Origin of the sequence: Pseudacidovorax sp. (assembly GCF_017991995.1) — a bacterium.
Lineage (GTDB): Bacteria > Pseudomonadota > Gammaproteobacteria > Burkholderiales > Burkholderiaceae_C > Xenophilus.
This window is the reverse complement of record NZ_JAGOPN010000006.1, coordinates 86,227-113,030: the sequence shown is the minus strand read 5'-3', so window position 1 is coordinate 113,030 and position 26,804 is coordinate 86,227. Positions and strand designations below refer to the sequence as shown.

Genomic DNA, 26,804 nt, shown 5'->3' with positions numbered 1-26,804 from the left:
ACCAAACGGCCGCCATTTTATAGCGTGAAATCAAACTTCGCGCCATTCACCGTCCACCAGGATCTGGTGGGGGGCGAACTTGGCCTTGTAGGCCATCTTGTTGCTGTGCTCGATCCAGTAGCCCAGGTAGACGTGCGGCAAGCCGAGTTCGCGCGCCTGGGCAATCTGCCAGAGCACGCCGTAGGTGCCATAGGCAGCACCTTCCTCCGGCTCGTAGAAGGTGTAGACGGCCGACAGTCCGTCGTTGAGCACGTCCAGGATGGACACCATCTTCAGGGCGCCGGGACTGCCGTCGTCGGCCGGCTCGCGGAACTCGACCAACCGTGAGTTGACGCGGCTCTGGAGCAGGAACTGGGTGTACTGGTCGATGCTGTCGTGGTCCATGCCCCCGCCGGCGTGGCGGCCGTTCTGGTAGCGCAGGTACAGCTGGTAGTGCTCGGGCACGAAGCACAGTCGCAGCACCCGGGCCTGCAGATGCTGGTGGCGTTGCGCGGCGCGGCGCTGGCTGCGGCTGGGAGCAAAATGTTCCGCCAGGATGCGCAGGGGGATGCAGGCGCGGCAACCGTCGCAGTAGGGGCGGTAGGTGAACATTCCGCTGCGGCGGAAGCCGCCCAGCACCAGGTCGGAGTAGGCGTCGCTGTTGATGAGGTGGCTGGGCGTGGCCACCTGGGAGCGCGCCTGACGGTCGGGCAGATAGCTGCAGGGGTAGGGCGCTGTCGCGTAGAACTGCAGCGTCTGGAGCGGCAGATCCTTGAGGAGCGTCATTGCTGTGCCGGCAGAAGTTCGTTCCAGTATATGGGGTCGAATTGCCATGCAGGAATGGGCGGCTGCCTGCATGCATCGCCGATATGGGCGAGGAACTGCGCCCGTGGCCATTCGCTCGCGCCCAGGCTGGCCAGATGGGCGGTGTTCTGCTGGCAGTCGATGGCCTGCACGCCGTGGTTGCGGCAGAAGGCCACCAGGGCCGCCAGTGCGATCTTCGAGGCGTCGGTGCGCCGCGCGAACATCGATTCGCCGTAGACCGCCCGGCCCAATGCCACGCAATAGAGGCCGCCCGCGAGTTGTCCGTCGATCCAGGTCTCCACGCTGTGCGCGTGGCCGGCGCGGTGCAGTGCCACATAGGCCTGCTGCATCTCGGGGAGGATCCAGGTGCCCGACTGGCCCGCCCGGGGCGCCTCGGCGCAGGCGGTGATCACGTCGGCGAATGCATGGTCGATGCGGATTTCGCACCGCGGCGCCTGCTGGCGAAACGCCAGCAGGGTCTTGCGCAGCGAGCGGTGCAAGCGGAAGGCGCCAGGCCGGAGCACCATCCGCGGGTCCGGGCTCCACCACAGGATGGGCTGGTCGTCGCCGAACCACGGGAAGATGCCGTGGCCATAGGCGTCGAGCAACGTCGGCACGTCCAGTGCGCCGCCGGCCGCCACGACGCCCGGAACGGGATCTTGGGGCCCCCACGCGGTTGCTGGCGGTGGGAGCGGCTCACCAGCGGCGAGCCACGGCAGTTTGCGGGGAAGTCGTGCCACGGCTGGATTCTGGCGCATGCCGGGCGCGATCCCGGCACGCGCCGCTTCCAATGGGCCGCACTCTCCGATTTCCCCCAAAAAGGCGAAGGGTAAGGGCCTGGATTGCGGCACACTCTCGGCCGGCCGCCGCGAGGCAGCCATGAGGGCGCCGGCCCAAGGCTTTGCCGGCGTGGAGAACTATTCGAGGCGATCCGCCTTTCCTGGAGCTTGCGTGTTCCGCCTGCTGATCTGTGATGACCATCCGCCCATCCGGACGGCACTGCGGTTGCTCGCGCGTCAGGTCGATCCCACCAGCGATGTCACCGAGACCGGCAACGCCCGCGACCTCGTCGAGGTTCTGCGTGGGCGCCGCGACTTCGACCTGCTGGTGCTCGACCTTCAGTTGCCGGGCATGTCCGGCCTGAGCGTCCTGTCGGAGGTCAAGCAGCTGCGGCCGGAACTGGCCGTGCTCGTCCTTTCTGCGGACGAAAGCCCCCAGAGCGTCGATGCGGCGCTGCAGGCCGGTGCTTCCAGCTATCTGTTCAAGTCGGCGAGCGAGACGGTGCTCTTCCAGGCGCTCAAGGATGTCTGCGGTCGCCGGCTTGCGCTGCCCGAAAGCATCACGGCCAAGGCCGGCGGCCGGGGCCGCGCGGTGCCGGACGATGGGCTGTCGCTGTCGGCCCGGCAGCGCGACGTGCTGAACTGCCTGCTGCACGGCATGTCGGCCAAGCAGGTGGCACGCACGCTCGGCCTGTCCGAAGGCACGGTCAAGAGCCACACGGTGGCGGTGTTCCGGGCCCTCAATGTCAGCTCCCGTGCGCAGGCGGTGGTGGAAGCGCATCGGCGAGGCATCACGCTTGGATGCTGAGGCGCACGACCGCGACCTGATCAGCTTCGCCCTGGCCCAGGCCGCCGCCGCGGCCAGGCTGGCCCTGGTGGGTGTGTTGATCCTCGCCGCGGTCGCATGGCGGGATGTGGGTGCATCAGGCGTTCTCGCCTGGAGCGTGGCCGCGGCGGGGTCTCTGCTGCTGCGCAACCGCGTCATGGCCGTGGCGGCCCGCTGGCTGTCGCAAGGGCGTCCCACGCGCAGCGCACGACGCATCCTCTGGGCCTCCTCGTTGCTGCTGGCCTTTGCCCTGGTCAGCCTGCCCCTGCTGGGGCTTCCGCACATGCAGACCGAGACGCGATTGCTGGTGACGCTCTTCTATTGCTGCTGGGGTGCAGCGGGCATGTCATCCCTGGGCATCGTGCCTCGGCTGTACGCCGGCTATCTGGGGCTGATGCTGGGGGGCGTGGCCGCGGGTTGGGCGCGGGACTTCACGCCCCAGCTCGCCCCGGCGATTTTCGGCGGCCTCTTCATGTACTGGCTGGTGCTGAGCGTCTTCGCCCACGGCTTTTCCCGCCGCGTGGCCGAGGGCATCGCCATCCGCGCCGAGAACGCGCAACTGGTCAAGCAGCTGTCGGCGGCCAACGCCGCCAAGACCCGCTTCATCATGACGGCCAGCCACGACCTGCGCCAGCCGCTGCATGCCATCGGGCTGCTGGGCGGGGTGCTGGCGCGTGCCACCACCGCAGAGGACATCCACCGGGCGCGCGAGGCCCTGGCCATCGCGCTGGAGGGGCTGCAGCAGCTTTTCTCCGCCATCCTGGATCTCTCGCGGATGGACAGCGGGGCGCTGCGGCCCGAACTGCGCTACGTGCCCATCGCGCCGCTGGTCGCGCGCCTGGACATCGAGTACCGCGCCCTGTGCCTCGAAGGCGGCCGGCGCTGGGAATGCCGGGCCGAGACGGCGCATGTCCGCACCGACCTGGCACTGCTCGAGCGGGTGCTGCGCAACCTGCTCGACAACGCGCTCAAGCATGGCGCCGATGGCGGGGTGTGTCTGGCGCTGTCCACGCAGCCCGATGGCGTGATGCTGGAGGTCTCCGACACGGGCCCGGGCATCCCGGTGGAGGAGCAGGACCGGGTGTTCGACGAGTTCTATCGCAGCCGCCACGTGGTCTCGTCCGGCATGGGGCTGGGGCTGTCGATCGTGCAGCGCCTGGCCAGGCTGCTCAACGCCCGCTTGCACATGGAATTCGTCGACCCGGTCCGGCGCTCCGGTACGCGGGTCACCCTGATGCTGCCGTTGGCGCAACCCAGCGACGAGCAGGCCGTCGAGCCCGAGGTGGTGCTGCCCGACCTGCAGGGCCTGCGCGTGCTGGTACTGGACGACGAGGCAACGGTGCTCGACGCCACCCGCGCCCTGCTGGAGCAATGGGGCTGTGTGGTCGCCACCTGCCGCAGCGGCAGCGAGGTGGCCGCTGCGGTACAGCGCCTGGGACCGCCGCATGTGGCCTTGGCCGACTACCACCTCGGCCCTTCGGAAAACGGCCTGATGGCCCTGGAGGCGTTGCGCCGCGATCAGCCCGAGATGGGCTGCGTCATCGTCACGGGCGAATCCGATGCGGTCATTCGTCAGCGACTGGCCGACGAGGGCCTGCCGGTGCTGGAAAAGCCGGTGGATCCCGAAGAGCTGCGCGCCGTACTGGGCCTGTTCCGCGCCATGGACGAATGATGAACGAAAGGGTGATCGATGCAGTGGCTCTCCGACAACCTGGAGGCGCTGCTCGAAGCGCCCGATGAGCAGCGACGTTTCGACGCCGTCGTCGTGGGCTCCGGCTACGGCGGCTCGGTGGCGGCATTGCGGCTGGCCGAAGCCGCGTTCAATGTCGTCGTGCTCGAACGCGGGCAGGAATACGTGGCTGGCGAATTCCCGAGCGACCTGAGCGATGCCGGCAAGTACGTGCGCGCCCAGTGGCAGGGCGCGACCGGCGTCCAGGGGGCCGGCTATGAGGATGCGCTCTTCGACTTCCGGGTGGGGCAGGGCGCCGCGGCCCTCGTGGGCAACGGACTGGGCGGCGGCAGCCTGATCAACGCCGGTGTCGGCCTGCAGCCCGAAGCGGTGGTGTTCCAGTCCGAGCACTGGCCTGCCGCCATCCGGCGCACCAACCTGCAGCCGTGGTTCGACCGCGCCCGTGCCATGCTGGAGTTGTCCAGGCCGGAGGACGGCCAGCGTTGCTTCGACCCGCAGGGCACGCGCAAGTACCAGACGCTGCGCGGACTGCACGACCGGCTGCCCTCCCGGCCGGCCCGGGGCGATTCCGCCGCGGTCCGGCCCGAGTTCGAGGAGGTGCCCATCGCCGTCTGCCTGCATCCCTGGCAGGTCACGGCGCACGAGGGCGCGCTGGGCCCGCGGTCGGCCTGCACCGGCTGCGGCAACTGCGTCAGCGGATGCAACGACGACGCCAAGCTGACGCTCACCAAGACCTACCTGCCCGCTGCCCGGCGGGCGGGGGCGCGGCTCTTCGCGGGCGTGACGGTGCTCAGCGTCCATCGCGAGGAGGATGGCGACTTCCCCTGGGTGCTGCGCGTGGTCCGCACGGCCGAGCGCAGCCTGTACGAGGGCCAGCGCCAGCATGCAGGCGCCGCGGCCCGCGCCGGCTGGGTCCATGAACTGCGCGCACGGCAGGTGGTGCTGGCCGCCGGCACCTTCGGCAGCACGGAGATCCTACTGCGCTCCCGTTCCACGCCAGAGGGCGCGCCACGCGCGCCGCTCGCCACCAGCGACCGGCTCGGCGAGCGGGTGTCCGGCAACGGCGACGACGTGGCCTGCATTGCCGAGCTGGATGCGCCGGCCAACGCGCTGGGCGACACCGCCGCCGGCCCAAACCCCGAACCGGCGGGGCCCACCATCTCGGCCATGATCCGCTTCCGGGATGCCGCGGACGAGCGACGCTCGACCCTGGTTCAGGATGGCGGCGTGCCGGGGCTGCTGGCGCCCGTGTTCCAGGAACTCATCCAGACGCTCACCACGCTCGCCGGGCTGGACGACCCCGCCGGTCCGGCATCGACGGAGGTGGACGACCTGGCGCCGCAGCCGAAGGTCCTGACCCACTCGCTCACGCTGCTGGGCATGGGTCACGACGACAGCCCGGCCCGTATCGACCTGGACACGCGCAGCGACCGCATCCGCTGGCAGTGGCCGCGTCCCGAGGCGGCGTCCGCGCCGCCGCTGCACCGGGCCCGCGTGGCGCCCGCCACGGGCCAGGATGGGCGCTACCTGCGCAATCCGGGCAGCGGCATCCTGCCGCCCACCCTGGACGGCCTGCTGGGCGGGGCCAGCATGGGCCAGTTGCTGGTCACCGTCCATCCGCTCGGCGGTTGCCCCATGGGCGACGATGCGGTGCAAGGGGTGTGCAACCACCTGGGGCAGGTCTTCCGCGGACCGCAGGGCAGCGATGTGCACGAAGGCCTGTATGTGATGGACGGCTCGGTGGTTCCGACGTCGCTCGGTGTCAATCCCATGCTCACCATCACCGCCCTGGCCGAGCGCAGCTGCGCCGACCTGGTGCAGCGCCTGCATGCCGGGTCGGCCGCACGGATGCCCCCGCCGGCCGGCGCCGTGCCTCGGCCGTTGCCTGCGCCGGTCCTGCCCGCGCCCAGGCCGACGAGCACCGCCGGCGCCGTCGCCCCGGGTGCGTCGCTGCGCGAGGTGCTTCGCGGCCCGGTGCAGCCGTCGCCCTCGCAGCAATGGTGCGGGCCCTGGCCTCGGGACGCGGTGCCCGTCGGCGATGCCGCCTCGCTCTTCGTGCAGATGGAGGTGAGCGACTGGGCGCGCTTCCTGGCCGACCCGCGCCATCGGGCGCTCGTCCAGCCCTCGGGGACGGCGTCCTCCGCGGCCTACGAGGCCTCGCGCCTGCTGGTGCAGCTCGAAGGCCGCGCACGGCGCACGCTGTGGGTGGAAGAGGGCCATGCCGACCTGTATGCCCGCCAGCCGGAGTCCTGGCGGCGGCATGCGAGTCGCTGGCTGCGGCTGGTCCTCACCTACACCCTCAGCCGCTGGCTGCCGGATTCCGGCAAGGAGGGCGGCGGAAGCTTCTCGCTGAAACCCGCCAACCTGTGGCGGGTGGCCCGGATGCTGTGGCAGGCCGCGGAAGTGCGGGTCTTCGATTACCGCATGGTCCTGCGCATGGAGGTCGAGGACAAGGACCAGGACAAGGACCAGGACAAGGCCAGGGACGAGCCGCCGCTTCATCTGCGCGGCACCAAGGTCATCGATGGCGCAGCGTCTTGGAAGGACCTGGGGCAGTGGTGCCGCGCTGCATGGGCCGGTGGCTGGCCCGCCGTGCCGCGCCCCAGCGTCTGGAGCCAACTGGGCGAACTGCCCCTGTCGCTGAGCGACGCGTCCGGCGAAGTCCTGCTGCAGGGCCGGCTGCGCATGGACATGCCCGACATCGCCCGCAACCTGCTGCCCCAGCTGCACAGCGGCCGCGACAGCGTGACGGCGACGATGGCTGCGCTGGGCTATCCGCTGATGCTCGCGCGCGGGCTGCTGCGCACGCGGCTGCTGGACTTCCGCGCGCCGGACTACGCCCGGCGCACCGTGCCGCCTGCGCCCCCGGCAGGTGGCGAGGCCGAGCAGGTCTGGCTGCATTTCCCCGAGGGCTGGACCCATGGCGGCTTTCCTCCACTGCAGACCCGTCGGCACGGCCAGGTGCCGCCCTGTGCGCCGATCCGGCTGCGCGTGCGCGCGCGGCTGGCGGATCCGGCGGCCTCGCCCATGGACTTGGCGCTGGTGCGCTACCGGCAGCCCCGGCCCGAAGTGCACGCCCCCGACGGGCAGGGGGCCTGCCGCGTGCGTGCGCTGCTGATGATCAACGGCTTTGCCCAGTCGACGCTGCCCTTCGTCGAGCCATTGATGGGCGCCGATGCGCTGGCGGCGCGGCTGTACGACGAGGGCTGGGACCTGTGGCTGCTGGAGTACCGCGTGAGTCCGCTGCTGGATGCCTCCGCCCGCTTCTCGACCATGGACGACATCGCGGCCTTCGACATTCCGTCGGCCGTGGCCCGCGTGTGCGCAGAGCTGGGCCAGGAGCTCGACCTGGCGCCCGAGCTGCTGCGCATCCATGCCTTCAGCCATTGCGTGGGCGCTGCTTCGCTGGCGATGTCGCTGGCCGGCGGACACCTGGCCGTGCGCCATCCCGAGGGCGACGGCCAGGTGCATCGCCTGGGCGGGGCCGTTTTTTCGCAGTTCCAACCCTATGTGATCGGCTCCAACTCGGCGCAGCAGCGCCTGCAGCTGGGCGCCTTCATGCACAACGTGCTCGGCCGCGAGTTCCTGGAGTTCGCCGCCGGCGTCGGCACGCCCGACCTGCTGCACGGGCTGTTGGACCGGCTCTTCGCCACGATGCCGCACGCAGACCTGCCCTGCGTTCCCCGCGGCGAGGCCTGCCCGCACGACGATCCGGCGTGCCCGCATGCCCAGCACTGTCCGCACAAGACTCAGGCCTGCCCGCACGAAGCCGATCTGCGCGTCGAGCAGCCTGACACCACCACCTGCAAGCGCATGTCCGGGCTGCTCAGTCCGCTGTTCGATCACGGGCGCCTGGGCGAGACTTTCCACGAGCGGCTGGACATCTACTTCGGCCGCACCAACCTCGGCGTCTTCCTGCATGGCGCCAAGTGCGTGCAGCACGAGCGGCTGGTGGACGACGATGGCCGCGACTATCTCTCGGACGACAAGGTCCGGCGCTATTTCGACATGCCGATGATGCTCATGCACGGCAGCGACAACCAGCTGTTCGACGTCGCGTCCCTCGCGCGCAGCGCCGATCAACTGCGCCGGGTCTTCGGCGAGGAAGGCCGCTCGACCGCCTCCGATCCGGCTCAGCCCATGCCGCGGGTCACGGCCCACCCGCTGCCGGGCTTCGCGCATTTCGACTGCACCATCGGCCGCGCTGCGGCGCAGCAGGTCTTTCCCCGCATCGAGCAGTTTCTGGCCGATGCGTGGACGCGCCCGCTGGCCCCCCCGCAGGTGCAGCGCCATGCCGAGGCGCAACTGCCGGCGACCGGCCCGCTGATGGGCTGGGTGCGGCCGGGGCAGGGCGGCGCGACGGTGGTGCGGGTGTGGGCCGAGTTCCGGCGCCGCCACGGCGGCCTGCTGGTGGGCGGCATGACGCTGGCGTGCGGCCAGCTCCGGGGGGAGCCATGGCGGCTCTCGCAGGCCTGGCCCCTGAGGACCGTGGTCCTGCAGACACGGCCGCCGGCGCAGGTGTCCGACACCGTGCCGCCGGGCACGGCCTTTCCGGTCAGCGTGCTCGTCGCCGACGTGGTGCTGCCTGCGGACGTGGAGGGCGTGCACATCGACGTCTTCGGGCTCTACACCTTCGACGCCAGCGCCGCGCCGACGGGTGCCGCGCCGCTGGTGCCTGCGGGCGTGCCGGGCCAGACGCCCCCGTCGGCATCCACCGGTGTCCGGGAGCCCAGAGAAATGCTGGATGAGGATGCCCAGGCCACCCATGACCTGGCGGTGCTGACCGGGCAGACGCCGGGCATGGTGTCGGCCGCCGCCGCGGACGCTGCCACGCCCTTCCGCCTGACCATCGACCAGAGCCTGCTCGTCCGCGCCGCCCGGCGCATGCCCTTGCCCGAGGACCGGGTGCCCGCGCCCTTCGCAGTCCCCCTGACCACGGACGAGGTCGTGCTGCCTGAGGACGGCCTGATCGGCCCGGTGGTCGAGCAGGGCGCGCCGCTGCCGCATGCGTATGCCGATGGCCTGGTGGCCGTGCTGCGGGCGGAGCTGGAGCGCCGCGCCGCCGCCGCGCGCCGCGCCGACCCGGCCACGCTGTCGCGGGTGGACCGTGAACTGGCCACGCCTGAGCAGGCAAGGTTGCACGTGGCCGATGCCCTGCGCCGGCCCGCGGAGGGGGGCACCTGTTTCCTTGCCGCGGGGTGCCGGCATCCGGGCATCACGGGCTTCGAATCGGCGCGTGCCGACGCCAGCCTGGCAGCGCTGGCGCACGCCCATGCCCGCACGGGCGACGCCCGCTTCATGGCCATGCTCGGCGACCAGGTCTATGCCGATGCGCGTGCCGGCCTCTTCGACACGGCCTCAGAGTTGGAGCGCATCCTGCCGCGCTACCGCGACGCCATGGGTTCGCCCGGCTTCCGCGCGCTGGCCCAGCGGCTGCCGCTCTTCATGGTGCTGGACGACCACGAGATCGTCGACAACTGGACGCGCGAGCAGCTGTGGCTGGGCGAGGGCGGCCTATGGCGGGCGCTCACCGCACGCGCGGCCTACCGCGCCTTCCAGCGCGCCCACGGGCCGGATCCCTTTCCGGCCGCGGAAGGCGACGCCGACGACGCGCGCCACCACGGCGCCTTCCGCTGCGGCGACATCTCCGCCTTCATGCTGGATGCGCGCACCTCGCGGCAACTCGGCACGCGTCGGCTGCTGTCGGAGACCGGCTGGAGGCTGCTGGAGAACTGGCTGTGCCGTGAGCAGCAGATGCACGGCGATGCACCGAAGTGGGTGATGTGCGGCTCGGTGATTGCGCCGGGCCTGCGGGAGTTTGCCGGCCGCCCCGCGCCGCGGCAGGCCGACAACTGGCAGATGTCGCCCGCCGACCGGCAACGCTTCTTCGACCTCCTGGTGCGGCACCGCATCCAGAACGTGGTGCTGCTGTCCAGCGACTACCACTGCTCGGCCGTGGCGCGGCTGCACATCGGGCTCGACCTGCAGGGCCTCGCCATCGTGGCACCGCCCCTGCATGCACCCATGCGCTTCGCCAACTCGTTGGCCGACACCGTGTTGCTGGAAGAGTCGGTTCCGCTCGTTGGCGACCTCACGCTGCAGGTCGAGGGCGTGGGCGCCTGGGACGGGGAAGGCTGGCTGGCCGTCCGGCAGTCCGAAGGCGCCGACGGGCACTGGACGCTGGCGCTGGAGCTGCACCTGCGCGGGCAGGAAGCCGCGGCCTTCGACACGATCCATCTCCGCGAGACGCTGCCGAGTCGCCGGCCGCGTCCACGGGGTGCCGCTCAGAACGATTCCAGCGGCAGGCCGACGTAGTTCTCGGACAGCGAGGTCGAGGCCGCCGGCGAGTGCACCAGGTAGTCCAGCTCGGCCTCCTGGATCTTCTGGCCGAAGTCGCCGGTGTCCGGGAAGCGGTGCATCAGCGAGGTGAACCACCACGAGAAGCGCTCGGCCTTCCAGATGCGGCGCAGGCAGAGGTCGGAATAGCGGTCGAGCGCGCTGGTGCTGCGCTCGCCGTAGTAGCGCTCCAGCGCCTGGTACAGGTAACCCACGTCCGAGGCCGCGAGGTTCAGGCCCTTGGCGCCGGTGGGCGGCACGATGTGCGCCGCATCGCCGGCCAGGAACAGCCGTCCGAAGCGCATCGGCTCGGCGACGAAGCTGCGCAGCGGGGCGATGCTTTTTTCCAGCGCGGGGCCGGTCACCAGGCGCTCGCGGCCTTCCGGGTCCAGGCGCAGGCGCAGCTCGTTCCAGAAGGCGTCGTCGCTCCAGTTCTCGACCTTCTCTTCGACCGGCACCTGCACGTAGTAGCGGCTGCGGGTGCGGCTGCGCATGCTGCACAGCGCGAAGCCGCGCGGGGTGTTGCAGTAGATGAGCTCGTCGGACACCGGCGGCACGTCCGCCAGCATGCCCAGCCAGCCGAAGGGATAGATCTTCTCGTAGAGCTTGACCGCGCTGGCCGGCACGCTGGCACGGCTCACGCCGTGGTAGCCGTCGCAGCCGGCAATGAAGTCGCATTCGAGCTCGTGCGTGGCGCCGTCCTTCTCGTAGCGCACGCGGGGTCGCTCGCCGTCGAAGTCGTGCAGGCTGACATTGGCCGCACCGTAGAGGGTGGTCAGGCCGGCGGCGGCGCGGGCGTCCATCAAATCGCGGGTGACCTCGGTCTGGCCATAGACCATCACCTGCCGGCCCTGCGTGTGCGCGTGCATGTCGATGCGGTGGCGCTGGCCCTGGAAGAGCAGCTCGATGCCGTGGTGCGGCAGGCCTTCTGCGTGCGCACGGGCATCGACGCCGGCCTTCTTGAGCAGGTCCATCGTGACCTGCTCCAGCACGCCGGCGCGGATGCGGCCGAGCACGTAGTCGCCGGTCTGGCGTTCGACGATCACGTTGTCGATGCCGGCAACGTGCAGCAGTTGGCCCAGCAGCAGGCCGGCCGGGCCGGCGCCGATGATGGCGACTTGGGTACGCATGGGAAGGGTCTCCTGATCCAGGGGCAACAAAGGGATGGGCCGAAGCGTAGAAAAAAGCCGTCCCGATCCGGCGGCCCGTCAGGCTGTGCCGCGCGATGATTCGTTGGGTTGCGCGATGATCGCGCAACATCGCTGATCCAAGGAGCCGATCCATGACCATCGCCAAGGCGGACTTCATCGAGGGCCTAGCCAAGGGCCTGGCGGTGCTCGAAAGCTTCGACACCGAGCGTCAGCGCCTGAACGCCACGCTGGCCGCCCAGCGTGCCGGGCTCACCCGGGCGGCGGCGCGGCGGCACCTGCTCACGCTGGCGCACCTGGGCTACCTGGAGACCGACGGCAGCTATTTCTGGATGGCGCCGCGGGTCCTGCGTTTTTCCGGCAGCTACCTGGCCTCGTCGCGCCTGCCGCGGGCGCTGCAGCCCACGCTCAACCGGCTGTCGGCACAGACGGGGGAGTCCTTCTCCGCCGTCGTGCTCGATGGCGAGGAGGTGGTGATCGTCGCCCGCAGCGGCAGCTATGGCGCGCCTTCGCGCGTGCTGGCCTACGGCCTGCACCTGGGCGCCCGGCTGCCGGCGCATGCCACGTCGACGGGGCAACTGCTGCTGGCGGCCATGGCGCCGGCGGCGCTTTCGGCCTGGCTCAAGGGGCGCAGCCTCGCGCGGCTCACGCCGCACACCTTGACCCGGCCTGCAGAGCTGCGCCGGCGGCTGGCGCAGATCCGCAAGGACGACCATGCGCTGGCAAGCGAGGAACACGAACTGGGCGTGCAGGCCCTGGCGGTGCCGCTGCGGGACATGCAAGGCCGGACCGTGGCCGCCTTGAACCTCGTCCTGTCGGGCGGGCTGCAGCCGCCCGAGGCGCTGGAACGAAGCATGCTGCCCTTGCTCGCGGAGGCTGCGCGCGAACTGCGGGCGCTGCTCTGATAAAGCAAAATTGACTTTGTGTGAATTTGTTGCGCGACGCCGGTCCCGGCCGGGCCCAACATTTCGCCCATGCCTCTGTCCCTTCTCCACCGCTTGGCCAGCGCGCAGCTTCCTGTTTCCTTCACCGAGGGCGGCGACATCGACGCCATCCGCATGCTGGCGCTCGCCGGCCATGTGCAGGCGGTGATCCCCCGTCCCGTGCGGACCTTGTCCGGCCATCACCAGCCGGCGGCCACGGTGTCTGCCATCACGCCATTGGGGCGGCAGATGATGGAACGCTTTCCCCGCGAAGCCGAGGTGGGCTGAGCCGTCGCGGCCCGAAGGGCGGGGCCGGCCGGCCGCCATTGCCCAGGCCACGACCACAAGCCCCGGGGCTGCTGGCGTCGTGCGCCTGGACGCCAGTCAATTCCTACAGTCGCAGTAAACCTTTTGCCGCTTGAGGTGGGTCAACGGACCCATGGCGACTTATCATGATTGAAATTTCGGTAATTACTGAAATTTCAACATTTACCGCTTCGCCATGACTGAATCCACGTCCGTTGATCCCGACCGGCTGCCGAGCCGGATGTCGATGGCGGCCGCGGCGCAGGCGATGGCCGCCCTGCTGTGGCTGCCGCAGGCGGCACTGCTGGCCTGGGCGGTCCAGAGGCTTGCCGACGGCGGCGGCCTGCATGGCGTGCTTGCGCTGGCGGGTGGCGTGGCGGCGGTCGGGCTGCTGCGCGCGGCGTTCGATGCATGGGGTGTGCGCCGCGCCTTTGAAGATGCGCGGCAGGCGCTCGGTGCCCTGAGGCGCGCGGCAACGGCGGCGCTCGCTGGCGGATCGCCGGTCGACCGCGACCGGCCGGCCTCCGGCCTGGCGGCCAGCGCGCTGGCGGAGCAGGCCGAGGCCATCGTGCCCTGGTTGGCGCGTTTCCAGCCCGTGCGGCTGAGGCTCATGGTGGTGCCCCTCGCCATCGCGCTGGCGGTGGGTGCCCTGTCCTGGGTGGCCGCGGCCATCCTGGTGGTGGCCGCGCCGCTGATCCCACTGTTCATGGCGCTGGTCGGCCGCCGTGCACAGGCCGCGTCGGAAGCGCAACTGGCGCGACAGGGCGACATGAACGCCTTCCTGCTCGACCGGCTGCGGGGCCTCTCCACCCTGCGCGCGCTGGGCGCGGTCGATCACACGGCGCTGCGGCTGAGGGCCTCGGCACAGGATCTGCACCGCCGCACGATGGCCGTGCTGCGCATCGCCTTCCTGTCGTCGGCGGTGCTGGAGCTGTTCGCCGCGCTGGGCGTGGCCATGGTGGCTGTCTATGTGGGCTTCCATCTGCTGGGGCATCTGCAGTTCGGCAGCTGGGGCCGCACGCTCAGCCTGGGGCAGGGCCTGTTCATCCTGCTGCTGGCGCCCGCCTTCTTCGAACCGCTGCGCGAGCTGTCGGCCGTGTGGCATGACCGTGCGGCCGGGGAGGCCGCGCGCAAGGCGCTGGCGTCACTCGATGGCGCGGGGCCGAGGCTTCCCGGGCAGTCTGACGCTGCCCTGCCGGCAGAGCCGGCGCCTGCCGGTGCGCTGGGCGTGCGCGTGCGGGGGCTGCGCTTTGCCCCGGCGGGCGAGCGGCCGGTGCTCGACGCGTTCGACCTCGACGTCCGCCCCGGTGAACGCCTGGCCATCCTCGCGCCCAGTGGTGGGGGCAAGACGACCCTGCTGTCGCTGCTGGCCGGGCTTGTCGCGCCGCAGGCGGGGCAGGTTTTCATCGGCGGCGTTCCCATGGACGAAGCCCATGCGCCGGGCCTGCGCCGCCGGATGGGCTGGATGGGGCAGCGTGCCCATGTGTTCGCCGGCTCCCTCGACGCCAACGTGGACCTGGGTCGGCCGGTCGCGGACGCGCAGGCCGTCGCCCGCGCCATCGATTTCGCAGGCCTCGCCGACGTGGCCGCCGGCCGTCCCAGCCAGAGCCTTGGCGAGGCCGGTGTGGGCCTGTCGGGTGGCGAGGCCGTCCGCCTCGCCCTGGCCCGGCTGGCCGTGAACGACGAAGCCGGCCTGCTGCTGGCGGACGAGCCCACCGCCCACCTCGATGCCGAGACGGCCGACCGCGTCATCGACGCGCTGCTCACCCTGAGTCGCGGCCGGACGCTGGTGCTGGCTACCCACGACCCGCGCCTCGCTGCGCGCATGGACCGTGTGCTCCGCCTCGACGCGGCGCCGCTGCGCGAAGCGGCCTGAAGCCGCGATCCATCAGGAGCCCACGCCATGACCCGTTCTGCCACCCACGATCTCCAGGTTTTGCGCCGCCATTTCATCGGCCAGCGGCGCGGGGCGCTGTGGCTGGGCGCCGGGCTGGCCGTGCTCACCAGCCTCGCCGGCATCGGCCTGCTGGGCCTGTCGGGCTGGTTCATCACGGCGACGGCGCTGGCCGGCTTGCAACTGACGACGGCGCTGGTGTTCGACGTCTTCATGCCCTCGGCGGGCATCCGGCTGCTGGCCCTGGGCCGCACCGGCGCGCGCTATGCCGAGCGGCTCGTCACGCACGACGCCACGCTCGGCGTGCTGGCCGGCCTGCGCGAGCGTCTGCTGCGCGGCTGGGCGCAACCCGAGGCGGCCCAACGCCTGCTGCTGCGTCCCGCGCGGCTGCTGCAGCGTCTGACGGCCGACATCGATGCGCTCGACGCCCTCTACCTGCGCATGGCCGTGCCGCTTGCCGTCAGCCTGGCAGCGGCGGCGATGGCCGGTGTCGTGGCCGGCTTGCACGACTTGCGGCTGGGCCTGGCCCTGGCCGCCTGGCTGCTGGTGGCAGGTTGGGGCAGTGCATGGGTGGTCGCGCGCCGGGCCCGCCCCGTGGCGGTGCGCCGGGCTCTGGCGCTGGAGCGCCTGCGCGCCCGTGCCGTCGACCTCGTGGCGGGGCAGACCGAACTGGCCATGGCCGGTAGGCTGACGGCCCAGTGCGAAGCGCTGGCCGAGGCCGACAGGCGCCTGGCCGCCACCGACCTGCGCATGGCCGGGCTGGAAGCGCGGGCCAGCTTCGCGCACGGACTGATGCACACGGCCACGCTGGTGGGCGTGCTGCTGGCGACCGCCTGGCTGGTGGAGCAGGGCCGCATCGGCGCGCCGGCCGCGGCGCTGCTGATGCTCATGGCGCTGGCCGCAGGCGAGCCGATGGCGGCGCTGCGCCGCGGCGCGCTGGAGTCGGGCCGCACCTGGCTGGCGGCCCGGCGGCTGGCGCCGGCCGTGGCGGCGGCCGAGTCCGCACCGTCGGGCGATGCGCCGCAGGTCCGCCCTGGCGCCGCGGCCGACGGCGGCATCCATCTCGAAGGGATCGTGGTGCGCCGAGACGGCGGGGCACGCCCCGTCCTGCAACTGTCGTCGCTGCACATCCAGTCCGGCGAGCGCGTGGCAGTCATCGGGCCCAGTGGCGCCGGTAAGTCCACGCTGCTCGCGCTGGTGGCGGGTGAACGCGCGCCGGTCGCCGGCCAGGTCCAGGCACCGCGCGCCACCTGGATGACCCAGCGGCCCGAGCTCTTCCGCGACAGCCTGCGCGACAACCTCACGCTTGCCGCACCCCACGCCACCGACGCGCAGTTGAGCGCGGCGCTCGCCGACGCCGGCCTGCAGGCGGATGTCGCCCGCCTGCGCGAAGGCCTGGACACTTCCCTGGGCGAAGGCGGGCTGGGCCTGTCGGGCGGCCAGATGCGCCGCCTGTCGCTGGCCCGCCTGCTGCTGCAGGACGCGCCGCTGTGGCTGCTCGACGAGCCGACCGAGGCGCTCGACGCCGTCACCGCCCGCGAGGTTCTGCGCCGCCTGGACGCGCGCGCGCAGGGCCGCACGCTGCTCATCGCCACCCATCTGCGTCGCGAGGCGCGGCTCGCCGACCGCCTGCTCTGCATCGAGGCCGGCGCGTTGCGCGCCGACCTGCGGCGCGGCACACCCGCCTTCGACGCCGCCCTCGCCGCATTGCGCGACGACTGAGGCCATCGCCATTCCCCGCATTCCGACGCCAAGCATTTCAGAAGGAGTCTCACCATGGACCTCGACATCGTCGGCCTCTCACGATTGCAGTTCGCAGTCACGGCCCTCTACCACTTTCTCTTCGTTCCCCTGACCATCGGGCTCGCGATCCTGATCGCGATCATGGAGACCGTCTACGTCATGACCGGCCGCACCCTCTGGCGCGACATGACCAAGTTCTGGGGCCTGCTCTTCGGCATCAACTTCGCCATGGGCGTGGCCACCGGCATCGTCATGGAGTTCCAGTTCGGCATGAACTGGAGCTACTACAGCCACTACGTGGGCGACGTGTTCGGCGCGCCGCTGGCCATCGAGGGGCTGATGGCCTTCTTCCTCGAAGCCACCTTCGTCGGCCTGTTCTTCTTCGGCTGGGAGCGGCTGTCCAAGCTCAAGCACCTGATCGTGACCTGGTGCGTGGCGCTGGGCTCCAACCTGTCGGCGCTATGGATCCTGATCGCCAACGGCTGGATGCAGAACCCGGTGGGCGCGCAGTTCAACCCGCAGACCATGCGCATGGAGGTGACCGACTTCTTCGCCGTGCTGACCAACCCGGTGGCGCAGGCCAAGTTCGTGCACACGGTCTCGGCCGCCTACGTGGTGGCGGCGCTCTTCGTGCTGGGCATCTCGGCCTGGTACCTGCTGAAGGGCCGGCATGTGCACCTGGCCAAGCGCTCGATGACCGTCGCGGCCTCCTTCGGCCTGGCCGCCTCCTTGTCGGTGGTGGTGCTGGGCGACGAGAGCGGCTACCTCTCCACCGAGCACCAGAAGATGAAGCTGGCCGCCATCGAGGCCATGTGGAAGACCGAGCCCGCGCCCGCCGCCTTCACCGCCTTCGGCTTCCCCGACCAGGCGGCGCGCGAGACGCACTTCGCCGTGCACATTCCCTGGGTCATGGGCCTGATCGGCACGCGCTCGCTCGACACCGAAATCCCCGGCATCGACGACCTGGTCAAGCGCGCCGAGGTCAACATCCGCGAGGGCGTGGTGGCCTACGACGCGTTGCAGAAGATCCGCGCCGCCGGCGCCAGCGGCACCGTGCCGCCCGAAGCCAAGGCGGCCTTCGAGGCGAACGGCCGGCAGCTGGGCTATGCGCTGCTGCTCAAGCGCTATGTGGACGATCCGCGCCAGGCCACGCCCGAGCAGATCGCCAAGGCCGCCTGGGACACCGTGCCGCAGGTCGCGCCGCTGTACTGGACCTTCCGCGTCATGGTCGCGCTGGGCCTGTTCTTCATCGTGCTCACGGCGGCCTTCTTCTGGCTGTCGGCGCGTCGCCGGCTGGAGGCGCATCCCTGGTTGCTGAAGGTGGCGGTGTGGGCCATCCCGCTGCCCTGGATCGCCGCGGAATGCGGCTGGTTCGTGGCCGAGTTCGGCCGCCAGCCCTGGATCATCGAAGGGGTGCTGCCCACGGGCGTGGCCGTCTCCAACCTGGGCGCCGGCACCGTGCTGGCCACGCTGCTGGGCTTCGTGGCCATCTACAGCGTGCTGCTGGTCATCGAGATGAAGCTGATGCTCCAGGCCATCCGCAAGGGGCCGCAGGAGCATCCCGTGCCGCCGCCCGCCGCACTGCGCGCCGAGGCCGCCCCCGAACTGGCGCTGGTGCGCTGATCACCGCAGGAGCTGCATCATGATCCTTCACGAACTGATTTCCTACGACGTCCTGCGCCTCATCTGGTGGGCTCTGCTGGGCGTGCTGCTGGTGGGCTTCGCGCTCACCGACGGCTTCGACCTGGGCAGTGCCATGCTGCTGCCCTTCGTCGGCCGCGACGACACCGAGCGCCGCGTCGTCATCAACAGCATCGGCCCGGTGTGGGAGGGCAACCAGGTCTGGCTGATCCTGGGCGGTGGCGCCATCTTCGCCGCCTGGCCGCACATCTATGCCGTCTCCTTCTCGGGCTTCTACCTGGCGATGTTCGCCACGCTGGTGGCGCTGATCCTTCGGCCCGTGGGCTTCAAGTTCCGCAGCAAGAAGGAAGACCCGGCCTGGCGCTCGCGCTGGGACTGGGCGCTCTTCGTCGGTGGCTTCGTGCCAGCGCTGATCTTCGGCGTGGCGCTGGGCAATGTGCTGCAGGGTGTGCCCTTCCGCTTCAGCGACGACATGCGCATCTTCTACGAGGGCAGCTTCCTCGGCCTGCTCAACCCCTATGCGCTGCTGGCCGGTGTGCTGTCGGTGGCCATGCTGGCCATGCACGGCGCGGCCTGGCTGCAGCTGAAGACGGGCGGCGCCGTGGCCGAGCGGGCACGCCGCATCGGCATCGTGGCCGCGCCGCTGACGGCTGTGTTGTATGGGGTGGCCGGCCTGCTGCTGGCGCGCTTCGTGGGCGGCTACGAGATCACGAGCCCCATCAACCCGGTTGGCCCTTCGGCACCGCTGCTCAAGACGGTGGCGGTGGGGCAGGGCGCTTGGTTCGCCAACTACGCGGCGCATCCGGCGCTGTGGCTGGTGCCGGCCCTGGGCGTGGCGGGCGCGCTGCTTGCGGCCCTGTGCTTCATGGCTCGGCGCGAATTGTCGGCGCTGCTGGCCAGCGGCCTCGCCATTGCGGGCGTGATCGTCAGCGTGGGCGTGTCGATGTTTCCCTTCCTGCTGCCCTCGTCGCTGGACCCGCGGGCCAGCCTGACCGTGTGGGACGCCTCGTCCAGCCACCTCACCCTCTTCATCATGCTCGTCTGCACGCTGGTCTTCATGCCGATCATCCTGGCCTATACCAGCTGGGTGTTCTCGGTCATGCGCGGCAAGGTCGATCCCGATGCGATCCGCGAGGAGCGCGGCCACGCCTACTGAGCGTGCCTGCACTGCTTATCTACAAACACGAAGGAACAACACCATGTGGTATTTCTCCTGGCTCCTCGGCCTGCCGCTCGCGGCGGCCTTCGCCGTGCTCAACGCGATGTGGTTCGAGCTGATGGAAGACGATGCGATCCGCCATGACAAGCTGGACCCGCCGAAGTAGACACCCCCCATGCCGCTTCGCGGCTCCCCCCTCTCTGGCGCCTTCGGCTTGGAGGGGGGCGCACCCCGCGGCCTAGCAAAGCCAGTTCCGCGGGTGCACTTGCGTGGCCTGCTCCGCGGCCATTGGATTCTTGTAGCCGTGCCGGTTTCATGCGGCGTGGGTCACGCAAAGGGCCGTGAAAAACAGAAGTCCTGTTGCCTGCCGCGCGGCTCAGCGGGTGCCGGCCGGTTCCGCCATCAATGCGCTGAAGCGCGCCATGTCCACATTGCCGCCGCTCAGGATCACGCCCACGCGCTGGCCGCGCAGCGAGTCCTTCATGGCCCGTGCTGCCGCGAAGCCCAGGCAGCCGGTGGGTTCGACCACCAGCTTCATGCGCGTGAAGAAGAAGCGCATGGCCTCGACCAGCTGCGCGTCGGTGGCGGTGAGGATGTCGTCGACGTCGCGGCGGATGATGGCGAAGGTGTAGGCGCCCAGGTGCTGCGTCTGCGCGCCGTCGGCGATGGTGCGGGGCGTGTCGATGTGCACGATGCGGCCGGTGCGCAGCGACTGCTGGCCATCGTTGCCGGCCTCGGGCTCCACGCCGTACACCTTGCATTGGGATGACAGCGCCCGCGCCGCCAGCGCCGAGCCCGACAGCAGCCCGCCGCCGCCCAGGCAGACGAAGAGCGCATCGAGCGGGCCCGTGTCCTCGATCAGCTCCTTGACGGCCGTGCCCTGGCCGGCGAGCACGTCCGGGTGGTCGTAGGGCGGAATCAGCGTCATGCCGCGTTGCTCGGCCAGGCCGCGGGCCAGCTGCTCGCGGTCCTGCGTGTAGCGGTCGTAGGTGATGACCTCGCCGCCGTAGCCGCGGGTGGCGGCGATCTTGGCGGCCGGCGCATCCTCGGGCATCAGGATGGCGGCCGGCATGCCCAGCTCGCGCGCGGCCAGCGCCACGGCCTGCGCGTGGTTGCCCGAAGAGAAGGCCGCGACGCCGGCGCGGCGCTGCGCGGCGTCCAGCTTCGACAGCGCGTTGAAGGCACCCCGGAACTTGAACGCGCCCATGCGCTGCAGGTTCTCGCACTTGAAGAAGACCTGGGCGCCGAGTTCGGCGTCCGCGGTGCGCGAGCGCATCACGGGCGTGCGGTGGGCATGGCCGTCGATGCGCGCGGCCGCAGCGGCCACATCGTCGTAGGTGGGGAGGGTCAGCTCGGTCATGCACCGGAGCATGCCACGCCGGACCGCGCAGGAGCCGGAACAGATCGAAGGGCACTGCAGCAGAACAGGCCGACTGCCCCGCCGGCCGGATCGCCCATGCCGCGGCGGCTATGATTTTTCGATGCCCTGCGCCTGCTGCCTCCATTTGCCGATCCGTCCCAGCGCATGGCGCCCAGGCCGCTGATGGGCGCGCGCTGCGTCATGGTCCTCGGCACCACCAGCGGTGCCGGCAAGAGCTGGCTGGCCACTGCGCTGTGCCGCTGGTATGCGCGGCAGGGCTTGCGGGTGGCGCCCTTCAAGGCGCAGAACATGAGCAACAACGCCCGCGTGGTGCCGGCCCGCCATGACGCGGACCACGGCGGCGAGATCGGCAGTGCCCAGTATTTCCAGGCCCTGGCCGCGCGTGCCGTGCCGGACGTGCGCATGAACCCGCTGCTGCTCAAGCCCGAGCGCGACACCGCCAGCCAGGTGATCCTGATGGGCGAGGTGCACGAGGTGCTGACCCGCACGCCCTGGCGCGAACGCAGCGCCGCCGTGTGGCCGCGCATCGCCGAGGCCTTCGACAGCCTGGCGGCCGACCATGACGTGGTGGTGCTCGAAGGCGCCGGCTCGCCGGCCGAGATCAACCTGATGGCCAGCGACATCGTCAACCTGCGCATGGCCCGCCATGCCGATGCGCGCTGCCTGCTGGTGACCGACATCGACCGCGGCGGCGCCTTCGCGCATCTCTACGGCACCTGGGCGCTGATGCCGGAGGCCGACCGTACCCGTCTGACCGGCTTCGTGCTCAATCGCTTCCGCGGCGACGCGTCGCTGCTGGCACCCGGCCCCGAGCAGTTGCAGGGCCTCACCGGCGTGCCCACCGTCGCCACGCTGCCCATGTGGTGGCAGCACGGGCTGCCGGAGGAAGACGGCGTGTTCGACGACCGGCCGAGCGGCGACCGTGCACCCGGCGGTCTCACGGTCGCCGTGGTCGCCTATCCGCGCATCAGCAACCTCGACGAATTCCAGCCGCTCAAGAAGGTGCCGGGCCTGCGGCTCGTCTGGGCGCGCACGCCCGAGGCGCTGGCGGGCGTCGACTGGATCGTGCTGCCGGGCTCCAAGGCCACCGCCAGCGACCTGGCCTGGCTGCGGGCCCAGGGCCTGGACCGCGCCATCGCCGCGCACGCCGCGGCGGGCGGGCGGGTGCTGGGCATCTGCGGCGGCCTGCAGATGCTGGGCGAGGCGCTGGTCGATCCGCATGGCATCGACGGAAACGCGCCCGGCCTGGGGCTGCTGCCGCTGGTGACCGTGTTCGCACGGGAGAAGACCGTGCGCCTTCGCCGCACCTGTTTCGAGGCCGTGACCGGCCCCTGGTCCGCGCTTGCCCAGGTGCCGCTGGCGGGCTACGAGATCCACCACGGCCAGACCGGCGTGCATCCGCAACTGGCGTCCCAGGGTCAGCCGGTGCTGCCCGATGGCCTGGGCTGGCAGAACACCGCGGGCAACGTGCTGGGCCTCTACCTGCACGGCCTGTTCGAGGATGCGGGCGCGGTGCGCGCGCTGTTCGGCGCGCAGGTGCCCACGCTCGATGCCACCTTCGACGGCCTGGCCGACTACATCGACCGACACTTCGCGCCCGGCGTGCTGGCCGGGCTGATCGACCCGTGACCCGGCGGCGGGACTTGGCGGCGCTCAGCGCCCCTGACGGACACTGACAGAGGCGCCTGCGGCGGCTGGTGCCCCCGGCCGTCGCCCTTGAAACTGAAATGACCTTCTCACCAGACTCCTTGCTGCAGGACCTCGACCTGCCCCCCGTTGCCGACCTGCACGACGCCGCACTGGCCGAGCGCCTGCAGGCTGCCATCGACAACAAGACCAAGCCCCTGGGCGCCCTGGGCCGGCTGGAGGTCCTGGCATTGCGCCTGGGCCTGATCCTCGGCAGCGCCACGCCCACACTGACACAGCCCCAGGTGCTGGTCTGCGCTGCGGACCATGGCCTGGCGCAGCAGGGCGTGTCGGCCTATCCGGCCGACGTGACCTGGCAAATGGTCCACAACTTCCTGGCTGGCGGTGCGGCCGTCAGCGTCCTGGCACGCCAGCACGGGCTGGCGCTCACCGTCGTGGACTGCGGCGTGCGCCAGCCCTTCGAGCCTGCGCCGGGCCTGCTCTCGCGCCGCGTCGGTGCCGGCACGGCCGATGCATCGCAGGGCCCAGCCATGGCGCCGGAGCAATGCGCGCAGGCCATCGCCAACGGCCGCGAGGTGGTGCGCGGGCTGCCCGGCAATGCGCTGCTGCTGGGCGAGATGGGCATCGGCAACAGTTCGGCCGCGGCACTGCTGCTGTCTCGCCTGACGGGCGCGGACATCGATGCCTGCACCGGCCCCGGCACCGGCCTCGATGCCGCCGGACTGGCCCGCAAGCGCACCGTGCTGCGCCAAGTGCTGGCGCGGCATGCGGATGCGCAGGGGCCGCTGGCGGCGCTGTGCGCCTTCGGCGGCTTCGAGATCGCGACGCTGGTGGGCGCCGTGCTTCAGGCGGCCGAGGAGCGGCGGGTGATCGTGGTCGATGGCTTCATCGCCAGCGCCGCCGTGCTGGTGGCGCAGGGTCTGCGGCCGCAGGTGGTGCAGCGCTGTGTCGCCGCCCATGGCTCGGCCGAGCCGGGACATGCGTGCCTGCTGCAGGCACTGGGGCTGCAGCCCTTGCTGGACCTGGGCCTGCGCCTGGGCGAGGGCTCCGGCGCCGCGCTGGCCTGGCCGCTGCTCGAATCGGCCTGCCGCATCCTGGGCGAGATGGCCAGCTTCGAGTCGGCCGGCGTGTCGCGCCAGTCGGAATGAGGTCGCGATGAACGGCGTGCGGCACTTCCTGCTCGCGCTGCAGTTCTTCACCCGCATCCCGGTCACGGGCCGGCTGGCGGCCTGGGTGGGCTACAGCCCGCAGATGCTGCGGGCCAGCGCCGCGCACTTTCCAGGCATCGGCTGGGTGGTCGGATTGATCGCGGCCATGGTGTTTGCGCTGGGTCTGGCCGGCCTGCGCGGACCCATGGGCGCCCTGGCTGCCGCCGTGCTGGCCACGGCCGTGACGGTCTGGGCGACCGGCGGCTTCCACGAGGACGGCCTGGCCGACACGGCCGATGGGCTCGGTGGTTCGGCGCAGCGCGAGCGCGCGCTGGAGATCATGAAGGACTCGCGCATCGGCAGCTTCGGCGCGCTGGCGCTGGTGCTGGCACTGGGCCTCAAGACGGCCCTGCTCGCCACGCTGGCGGAGCAGGGCGCGGCGGCGGCGGTGGCGTCGTTGCTCGCCGCACACGTGCTGTCGCGGCTGGCGCCCCTCATCCTCATCCGGGGCCTGCCGCATGTGGGCGACAGCGCGACCTCCAAGTCCAAGCCGCTGGCCGATGCCTTGCCGGCCGGGGCGCTGGGGGTGGGCTTGGCCTGGTCCGTGCCTGCGGCGCTGTTGCTGCTCGCGGCCCAGGGTCTGCTGCACGGGCTTGCAGCGCTGCTGTTGGGCGCAGCCGCGGCGGCGTGGATGTTCCGCCTGCTGCGGCGCCGGCTCGGCGGCTTCACGGGCGACGGCCTGGGCGCCACGCAGCAGCTGTGCGAGCTGGCGATCTACCTGGCGCTGGCATGGCGGCCGTGGTGAACCGTGCGGAGGGCGCGCTGCCCGCGCTGTGGCTGATGCGGCATGCGCGCGTGCTGGTGGCGCCGGGGCTGTGCTACGGCATCACCGAGGTCGAGGCCGACCCGGTGGCCACGCAGGAGGCCGCGGCGCAGGCGGCGCGGCTGCTGCCGCAGGGTATGGCATTGCGCTGCTCGCCCGCCCGTCGCTGCCAGGACCTGGCGCTTGCGCTCCATGCGCTGCGTCCGGACCTGATGCCGAGCACCGACCCACGCCTGGCCGAGATGGACTTCGGCGCCTGGGAGGGCCGTCTGTGGTCGGACATCGGCCGTGACGCCATGGAGACGTGGACCGGGGACTTCGGCGAGACGCCACCCGGGCTGCATGGCGAGAGCGTGCACCGCTTCCTGGACCGCATCGGCGGCGCCTGGGACGAATGGCATCAGGCGCGCCGGCCAGAACTCTGGATCACCCATGCCGGCGTGATCCGCGCTGTCGAGCTGCTGAGCCAGGGCCGGCGGCGCATCGCCATTGCCGCGGACTGGCCGTCCACGCCGGTGGAGTTCGGCCGATGCTCGCCGTTGGCAGCGCCTTGAGCCTTTCAGTCAGCGCTTCGCCCAGAACGCCTTTTGCATCGCCACCGTCTCGTCCGCGATCTCCGGCACCGGCCCGATCAGCTCGACCGGCTTCTGGCAATGGTCGAAGACATAGCGCGAAGGCACGCTCATCGTCGGGTTCTCGGCATGGTCGCCCGTGGCCTCGAGCAGCTGGTGCTCGGTCATGCCGAACACCAGGCGGCCGATGTTGGCCCAATAGGCGGTACCGGCGCACATGCAGCAGGGTTCCACGGCGGTGTAGAGCGTGCAGCTCCACAGGAACTCCGGCGTGAAGTTGGTGGCCGCCACGCGCGCCAGCGTCGACTCGGCATGGTTGACCGTGTCGATGTTGCATTGCTCCAGCAGCACCGTCTCCTGGTCCGGGCCGACCAGGATCGCGCCGAAGGGATGGTGGCCCAGCGCCATGGCGCGGCGCGCGACGTCGTTGGAGCGGCGCAGGTGGCGCAGGATCTGTTCGTGCGTGGGCGCGAGGCCCTGAGGCGGATAGGTCGTCGGCGTGGTGTCGGTCATGGCAGCAGGGCTTCGAGTTCGGGGATCAGCAGGTCGGTCAGGGCCTGCGGGGCGGCCAGCTGCGGCACATGGCCGCAGGGCAGGGTGAGGCGGCGGGCACCGGGGCTGAGCTGCTGCATGCGCGCCTGCAGCGGGTGATAGACGGACTGGTCGTCCAGGCATTCCACATAGAAGCGCGGCACGCGGCCGAAGCGGTCGGCGCTCAGCCGGTTGAGCATGGCGCGTCCGCTTTCGGGCTGCGGACGCAGCAGCGCCGCGGCCTGTGCGGCGGCAGCGGGCTCGCAGTCGTGGACGAAGCAGCGCAGCGCGCCTTCGGCGGCCACGCGGCTGGCGCTGCGGTCGGCGTTCCATCGCAGCCAGGGCCCGATGCCCGAGAAGTCGCGGCCGGGCTGTTCGGCCTGCACCTGCCGCACCAGTTCCCCGAAGCCCATGCCGGAAGGCAACATCATCCCGGCCAGGTAGACCAGGGCGGCCACGCGCTGGGGCAGCACCTCGGCCACCTGCGAGGCGGTGATGCCGCCACCACTGTGGCCCAGCACCACGGCCGGCTCGCCCAGGGCGTCGATCACGCCCGCCACATGGGCGGTGTAGGTGTCGAGGCTGGCGGGCGCATCGCCAAGCGGCGGCCAGCCGTTGCCCGGCAGGTCCACTGCATGCGGCTGCCAGCCGCGTTCGCGCAGCAGCGGCAGCCAGGCGTCGAAGGCCCAGGCGCCTTGCCAGGCGCCGTGGATGAGGACGATGTGGCGGGTCATGGCGGCGGTCGTCGGGTGAAAGGGCGGGTGGACGTGGCTGTGTGGATCAGCTGGTTGAGAAAGGCGCCCGGGCTACTTCGTGGCGGGTGCCGGCGTCTTCGGCTTGAAGTCGCAGTAGGCCGCCACAGCGCATTCCCAGCAGCGCGGCTTGCGCGCCACGCAGACGTAGCGGCCGTGCAGGATCAGCCAGTGGTGGGCATGCAGGCGGTATTCGACCGGCACGCGCTTGCCCAGCTTGAGTTCCACCGCCAGCGGCGTCTTGCCCGGCGCCAGGCCGGTGCGGTTGCTGACGCGGAAGATGTGCGTGTCCACCGCGATGGTGGGTTCGCCGAAGGCCACGTTGAGCACCACGTTGGCCGTCTTGCGGCCCACGCCGGGCAGGGCCTCCAGCGCCTCGCGGCTGCGCGGCACCTCGCCGCCGTGCTGCTCCACCAGCATGCGGCAGGTCTCCATCAGGTGGCGGGCCTTGCTGCGGTACAGGCCGATGGTCTTGATGTAGCCCTCCAGGCCTTCGAGGCCCAGGTCCAGGATGGCCTGCGGCGTGTTGGCCACGGGATAGAGCTTGCGCGTGGCCTTGTTGACGCCGACGTCGGTGGCCTGGGCCGACAGCAGCACGGCGGCCAGCAGCTCGAAGGGGGTGGTGTATTCCAGCTCGGTGGCGGGCGCCGGGTTGGCGGCCTGGAGCGTGGCGAAGAAGGGACCGATGTCGGCGACTTTCATGGGGCGGCGATTATGGGGCG

General features: G+C 71.1%; 21 protein-coding genes. 14 read left to right on the top strand and 7 right to left on the bottom strand.

All coding sequences use genetic code 11. The features are described 5' to 3' along the window. Window positions 1–30: 30 nt before the first annotated feature. Both KBC94_RS10110 and aat read right to left on the bottom strand, forming a co-directional pair. Window positions 31–765, bottom strand: a complete 735-nt coding sequence (locus KBC94_RS10110) for an arginyltransferase (RefSeq protein ID WP_294369494.1) — start codon at window positions 763–765, stop codon at window positions 31–33. Next, window positions 762–1,523, bottom strand: a complete 762-nt coding sequence (aat, locus tag KBC94_RS10105) for a leucyl/phenylalanyl-tRNA--protein transferase (RefSeq protein ID WP_294369492.1) — start codon at window positions 1,521–1,523, stop codon at window positions 762–764. Before aat ends, KBC94_RS10110 begins: the two co-directional genes overlap by 4 nt. 16 nt (window positions 1,524–1,539) lie before the next feature. On the opposite strand from aat, the gene KBC94_RS10100 reads away from it, so the two are divergent. From KBC94_RS10100 to KBC94_RS10090, 3 genes are read left to right on the top strand one after another with little or no spacing between them, the layout of a single operon-like run. Further along, entirely contained in the window at window positions 1,540–2,370 is an 831-nt protein-coding gene (locus KBC94_RS10100) for a response regulator transcription factor (protein ID WP_081682110.1), read from the top strand. Beyond that, window positions 2,360–4,060 (top strand): hybrid sensor histidine kinase/response regulator, encoded by a 1,701-nt coding sequence (locus KBC94_RS10095; RefSeq protein ID WP_294369487.1) that lies wholly within the window; start codon window positions 2,360–2,362, stop codon window positions 4,058–4,060. Before KBC94_RS10100 ends, KBC94_RS10095 begins: the two co-directional genes overlap by 11 nt. A gap of 18 nt (window positions 4,061–4,078) precedes the next feature. Continuing rightward, the gene (locus tag KBC94_RS10090) at window positions 4,079–10,393 is read left to right on the top strand and encodes an alkaline phosphatase D family protein (protein WP_294369485.1); all 6,315 of its coding nucleotides are present in this window, start codon (window positions 4,079–4,081) and stop codon (window positions 10,391–10,393) included. On the opposite strand, the gene pobA is transcribed toward KBC94_RS10090, so the two are convergent. After that, window positions 10,363–11,544, bottom strand: a complete 1,182-nt coding sequence (gene pobA / locus KBC94_RS10085; protein ID WP_294369482.1) for a 4-hydroxybenzoate 3-monooxygenase — start codon at window positions 11,542–11,544, stop codon at window positions 10,363–10,365. The two genes, KBC94_RS10090 and pobA, sit on opposite strands and share 31 nt — an antisense overlap. A 152-nt stretch (window positions 11,545–11,696) precedes the next feature. Between pobA and KBC94_RS10080 the strand changes: the two genes are divergently transcribed. The 7 genes from KBC94_RS10080 (at window position 11,697) to cydX (ending at window position 19,394) form a co-directional block, all read left to right on the top strand. Next, window positions 11,697–12,467 carry an IclR family transcriptional regulator C-terminal domain-containing protein gene (locus KBC94_RS10080; protein WP_017758064.1) on the top strand — a complete coding sequence of 257 codons (771 nt, stop codon included), beginning with the start codon at window positions 11,697–11,699 and terminating at the stop codon, window positions 12,465–12,467. Between the two features lie 69 nt (window positions 12,468–12,536). After that, window positions 12,537–12,773 (top strand): hypothetical protein, encoded by a 237-nt coding sequence (locus KBC94_RS10075; RefSeq protein ID WP_234192278.1) that lies wholly within the window; start codon window positions 12,537–12,539, stop codon window positions 12,771–12,773. A 259-nt stretch (window positions 12,774–13,032) separates the two neighbouring features. Then, a complete protein-coding gene (gene cydD / locus KBC94_RS10070) occupies window positions 13,033–14,667 on the top strand; it encodes a thiol reductant ABC exporter subunit CydD (protein WP_294369885.1) in 1,635 nt (544 codons plus the stop codon). A gap of 27 nt (window positions 14,668–14,694) precedes the next feature. After that, the gene (gene cydC / locus KBC94_RS10065) at window positions 14,695–16,407 is read left to right on the top strand and encodes a thiol reductant ABC exporter subunit CydC (RefSeq protein WP_294369471.1); all 1,713 of its coding nucleotides are present in this window, start codon (window positions 14,695–14,697) and stop codon (window positions 16,405–16,407) included. Between the two features lie 54 nt (window positions 16,408–16,461). Continuing rightward, window positions 16,462–18,051, top strand: a complete 1,590-nt coding sequence (locus KBC94_RS10060; protein WP_294369470.1) for a cytochrome ubiquinol oxidase subunit I — start codon at window positions 16,462–16,464, stop codon at window positions 18,049–18,051. Between the two features lie 19 nt (window positions 18,052–18,070). Next, window positions 18,071–19,225: a cytochrome d ubiquinol oxidase subunit II gene (gene cydB / locus KBC94_RS10055; RefSeq protein WP_294369465.1), complete on the top strand. Its 1,155-nt coding sequence runs from the start codon at window positions 18,071–18,073 to the stop codon at window positions 19,223–19,225. Between the two features lie 43 nt (window positions 19,226–19,268). Continuing rightward, window positions 19,269–19,394, top strand: coding sequence for a cytochrome bd-I oxidase subunit CydX (cydX, locus tag KBC94_RS10050; protein WP_114804163.1), 126 nt, complete (start codon window positions 19,269–19,271; stop codon window positions 19,392–19,394). A gap of 210 nt (window positions 19,395–19,604) precedes the next feature. On the opposite strand, the gene KBC94_RS10045 is transcribed toward cydX, so the two are convergent. Further along, window positions 19,605–20,588 carry a threo-3-hydroxy-L-aspartate ammonia-lyase gene (locus KBC94_RS10045; protein ID WP_294369461.1) on the bottom strand — a complete coding sequence of 328 codons (984 nt, stop codon included), beginning with the start codon at window positions 20,586–20,588 and terminating at the stop codon, window positions 19,605–19,607. A 183-nt stretch (window positions 20,589–20,771) separates the two neighbouring features. Here KBC94_RS10045 and KBC94_RS10040 point away from each other — a divergent pair, with 183 nt between their 5' ends. The 4 genes from KBC94_RS10040 (at window position 20,772) to KBC94_RS10025 (ending at window position 24,781) form a co-directional block, all read left to right on the top strand. Then, window positions 20,772–22,238, top strand: coding sequence for a cobyric acid synthase (locus KBC94_RS10040; RefSeq protein ID WP_294369882.1), 1,467 nt, complete (start codon window positions 20,772–20,774; stop codon window positions 22,236–22,238). 98 nt (window positions 22,239–22,336) lie between these two features. Next, window positions 22,337–23,404 (top strand): nicotinate-nucleotide--dimethylbenzimidazole phosphoribosyltransferase, encoded by a 1,068-nt coding sequence (gene cobT / locus KBC94_RS10035; protein WP_294369459.1) that lies wholly within the window; start codon window positions 22,337–22,339, stop codon window positions 23,402–23,404. Between the two features lie 7 nt (window positions 23,405–23,411). Further along, window positions 23,412–24,209: an adenosylcobinamide-GDP ribazoletransferase gene (gene cobS, locus KBC94_RS10030; protein ID WP_294369458.1), complete on the top strand. Its 798-nt coding sequence runs from the start codon at window positions 23,412–23,414 to the stop codon at window positions 24,207–24,209. Further along, complete coding sequence (locus tag KBC94_RS10025) at window positions 24,194–24,781, top strand: histidine phosphatase family protein (RefSeq protein ID WP_294369456.1); 588 nt, start codon at window positions 24,194–24,196, stop codon at window positions 24,779–24,781. Before cobS ends, KBC94_RS10025 begins: the two co-directional genes overlap by 16 nt. A 9-nt stretch (window positions 24,782–24,790) precedes the next feature. Here KBC94_RS10025 and KBC94_RS10020 read toward each other — a convergent pair whose 3' ends face one another. From KBC94_RS10020 to nth, 3 genes are all read right to left on the bottom strand, one after another. Then, window positions 24,791–25,312, bottom strand: a complete 522-nt coding sequence (locus tag KBC94_RS10020; protein ID WP_294369454.1) for a nucleoside deaminase — start codon at window positions 25,310–25,312, stop codon at window positions 24,791–24,793. Next, complete coding sequence (locus KBC94_RS10015; RefSeq protein WP_294369452.1) at window positions 25,309–26,064, bottom strand: alpha/beta hydrolase; 756 nt, start codon at window positions 26,062–26,064, stop codon at window positions 25,309–25,311. Before KBC94_RS10015 ends, KBC94_RS10020 begins: the two co-directional genes overlap by 4 nt. 72 nt (window positions 26,065–26,136) lie before the next feature. Continuing rightward, on the bottom strand, window positions 26,137–26,784 hold the full coding sequence (gene nth, locus KBC94_RS10010; protein WP_294369450.1) for an endonuclease III: 648 nt from the start codon (window positions 26,782–26,784) through the stop codon (window positions 26,137–26,139). Window positions 26,785–26,804 lie beyond the last annotated feature (20 nt).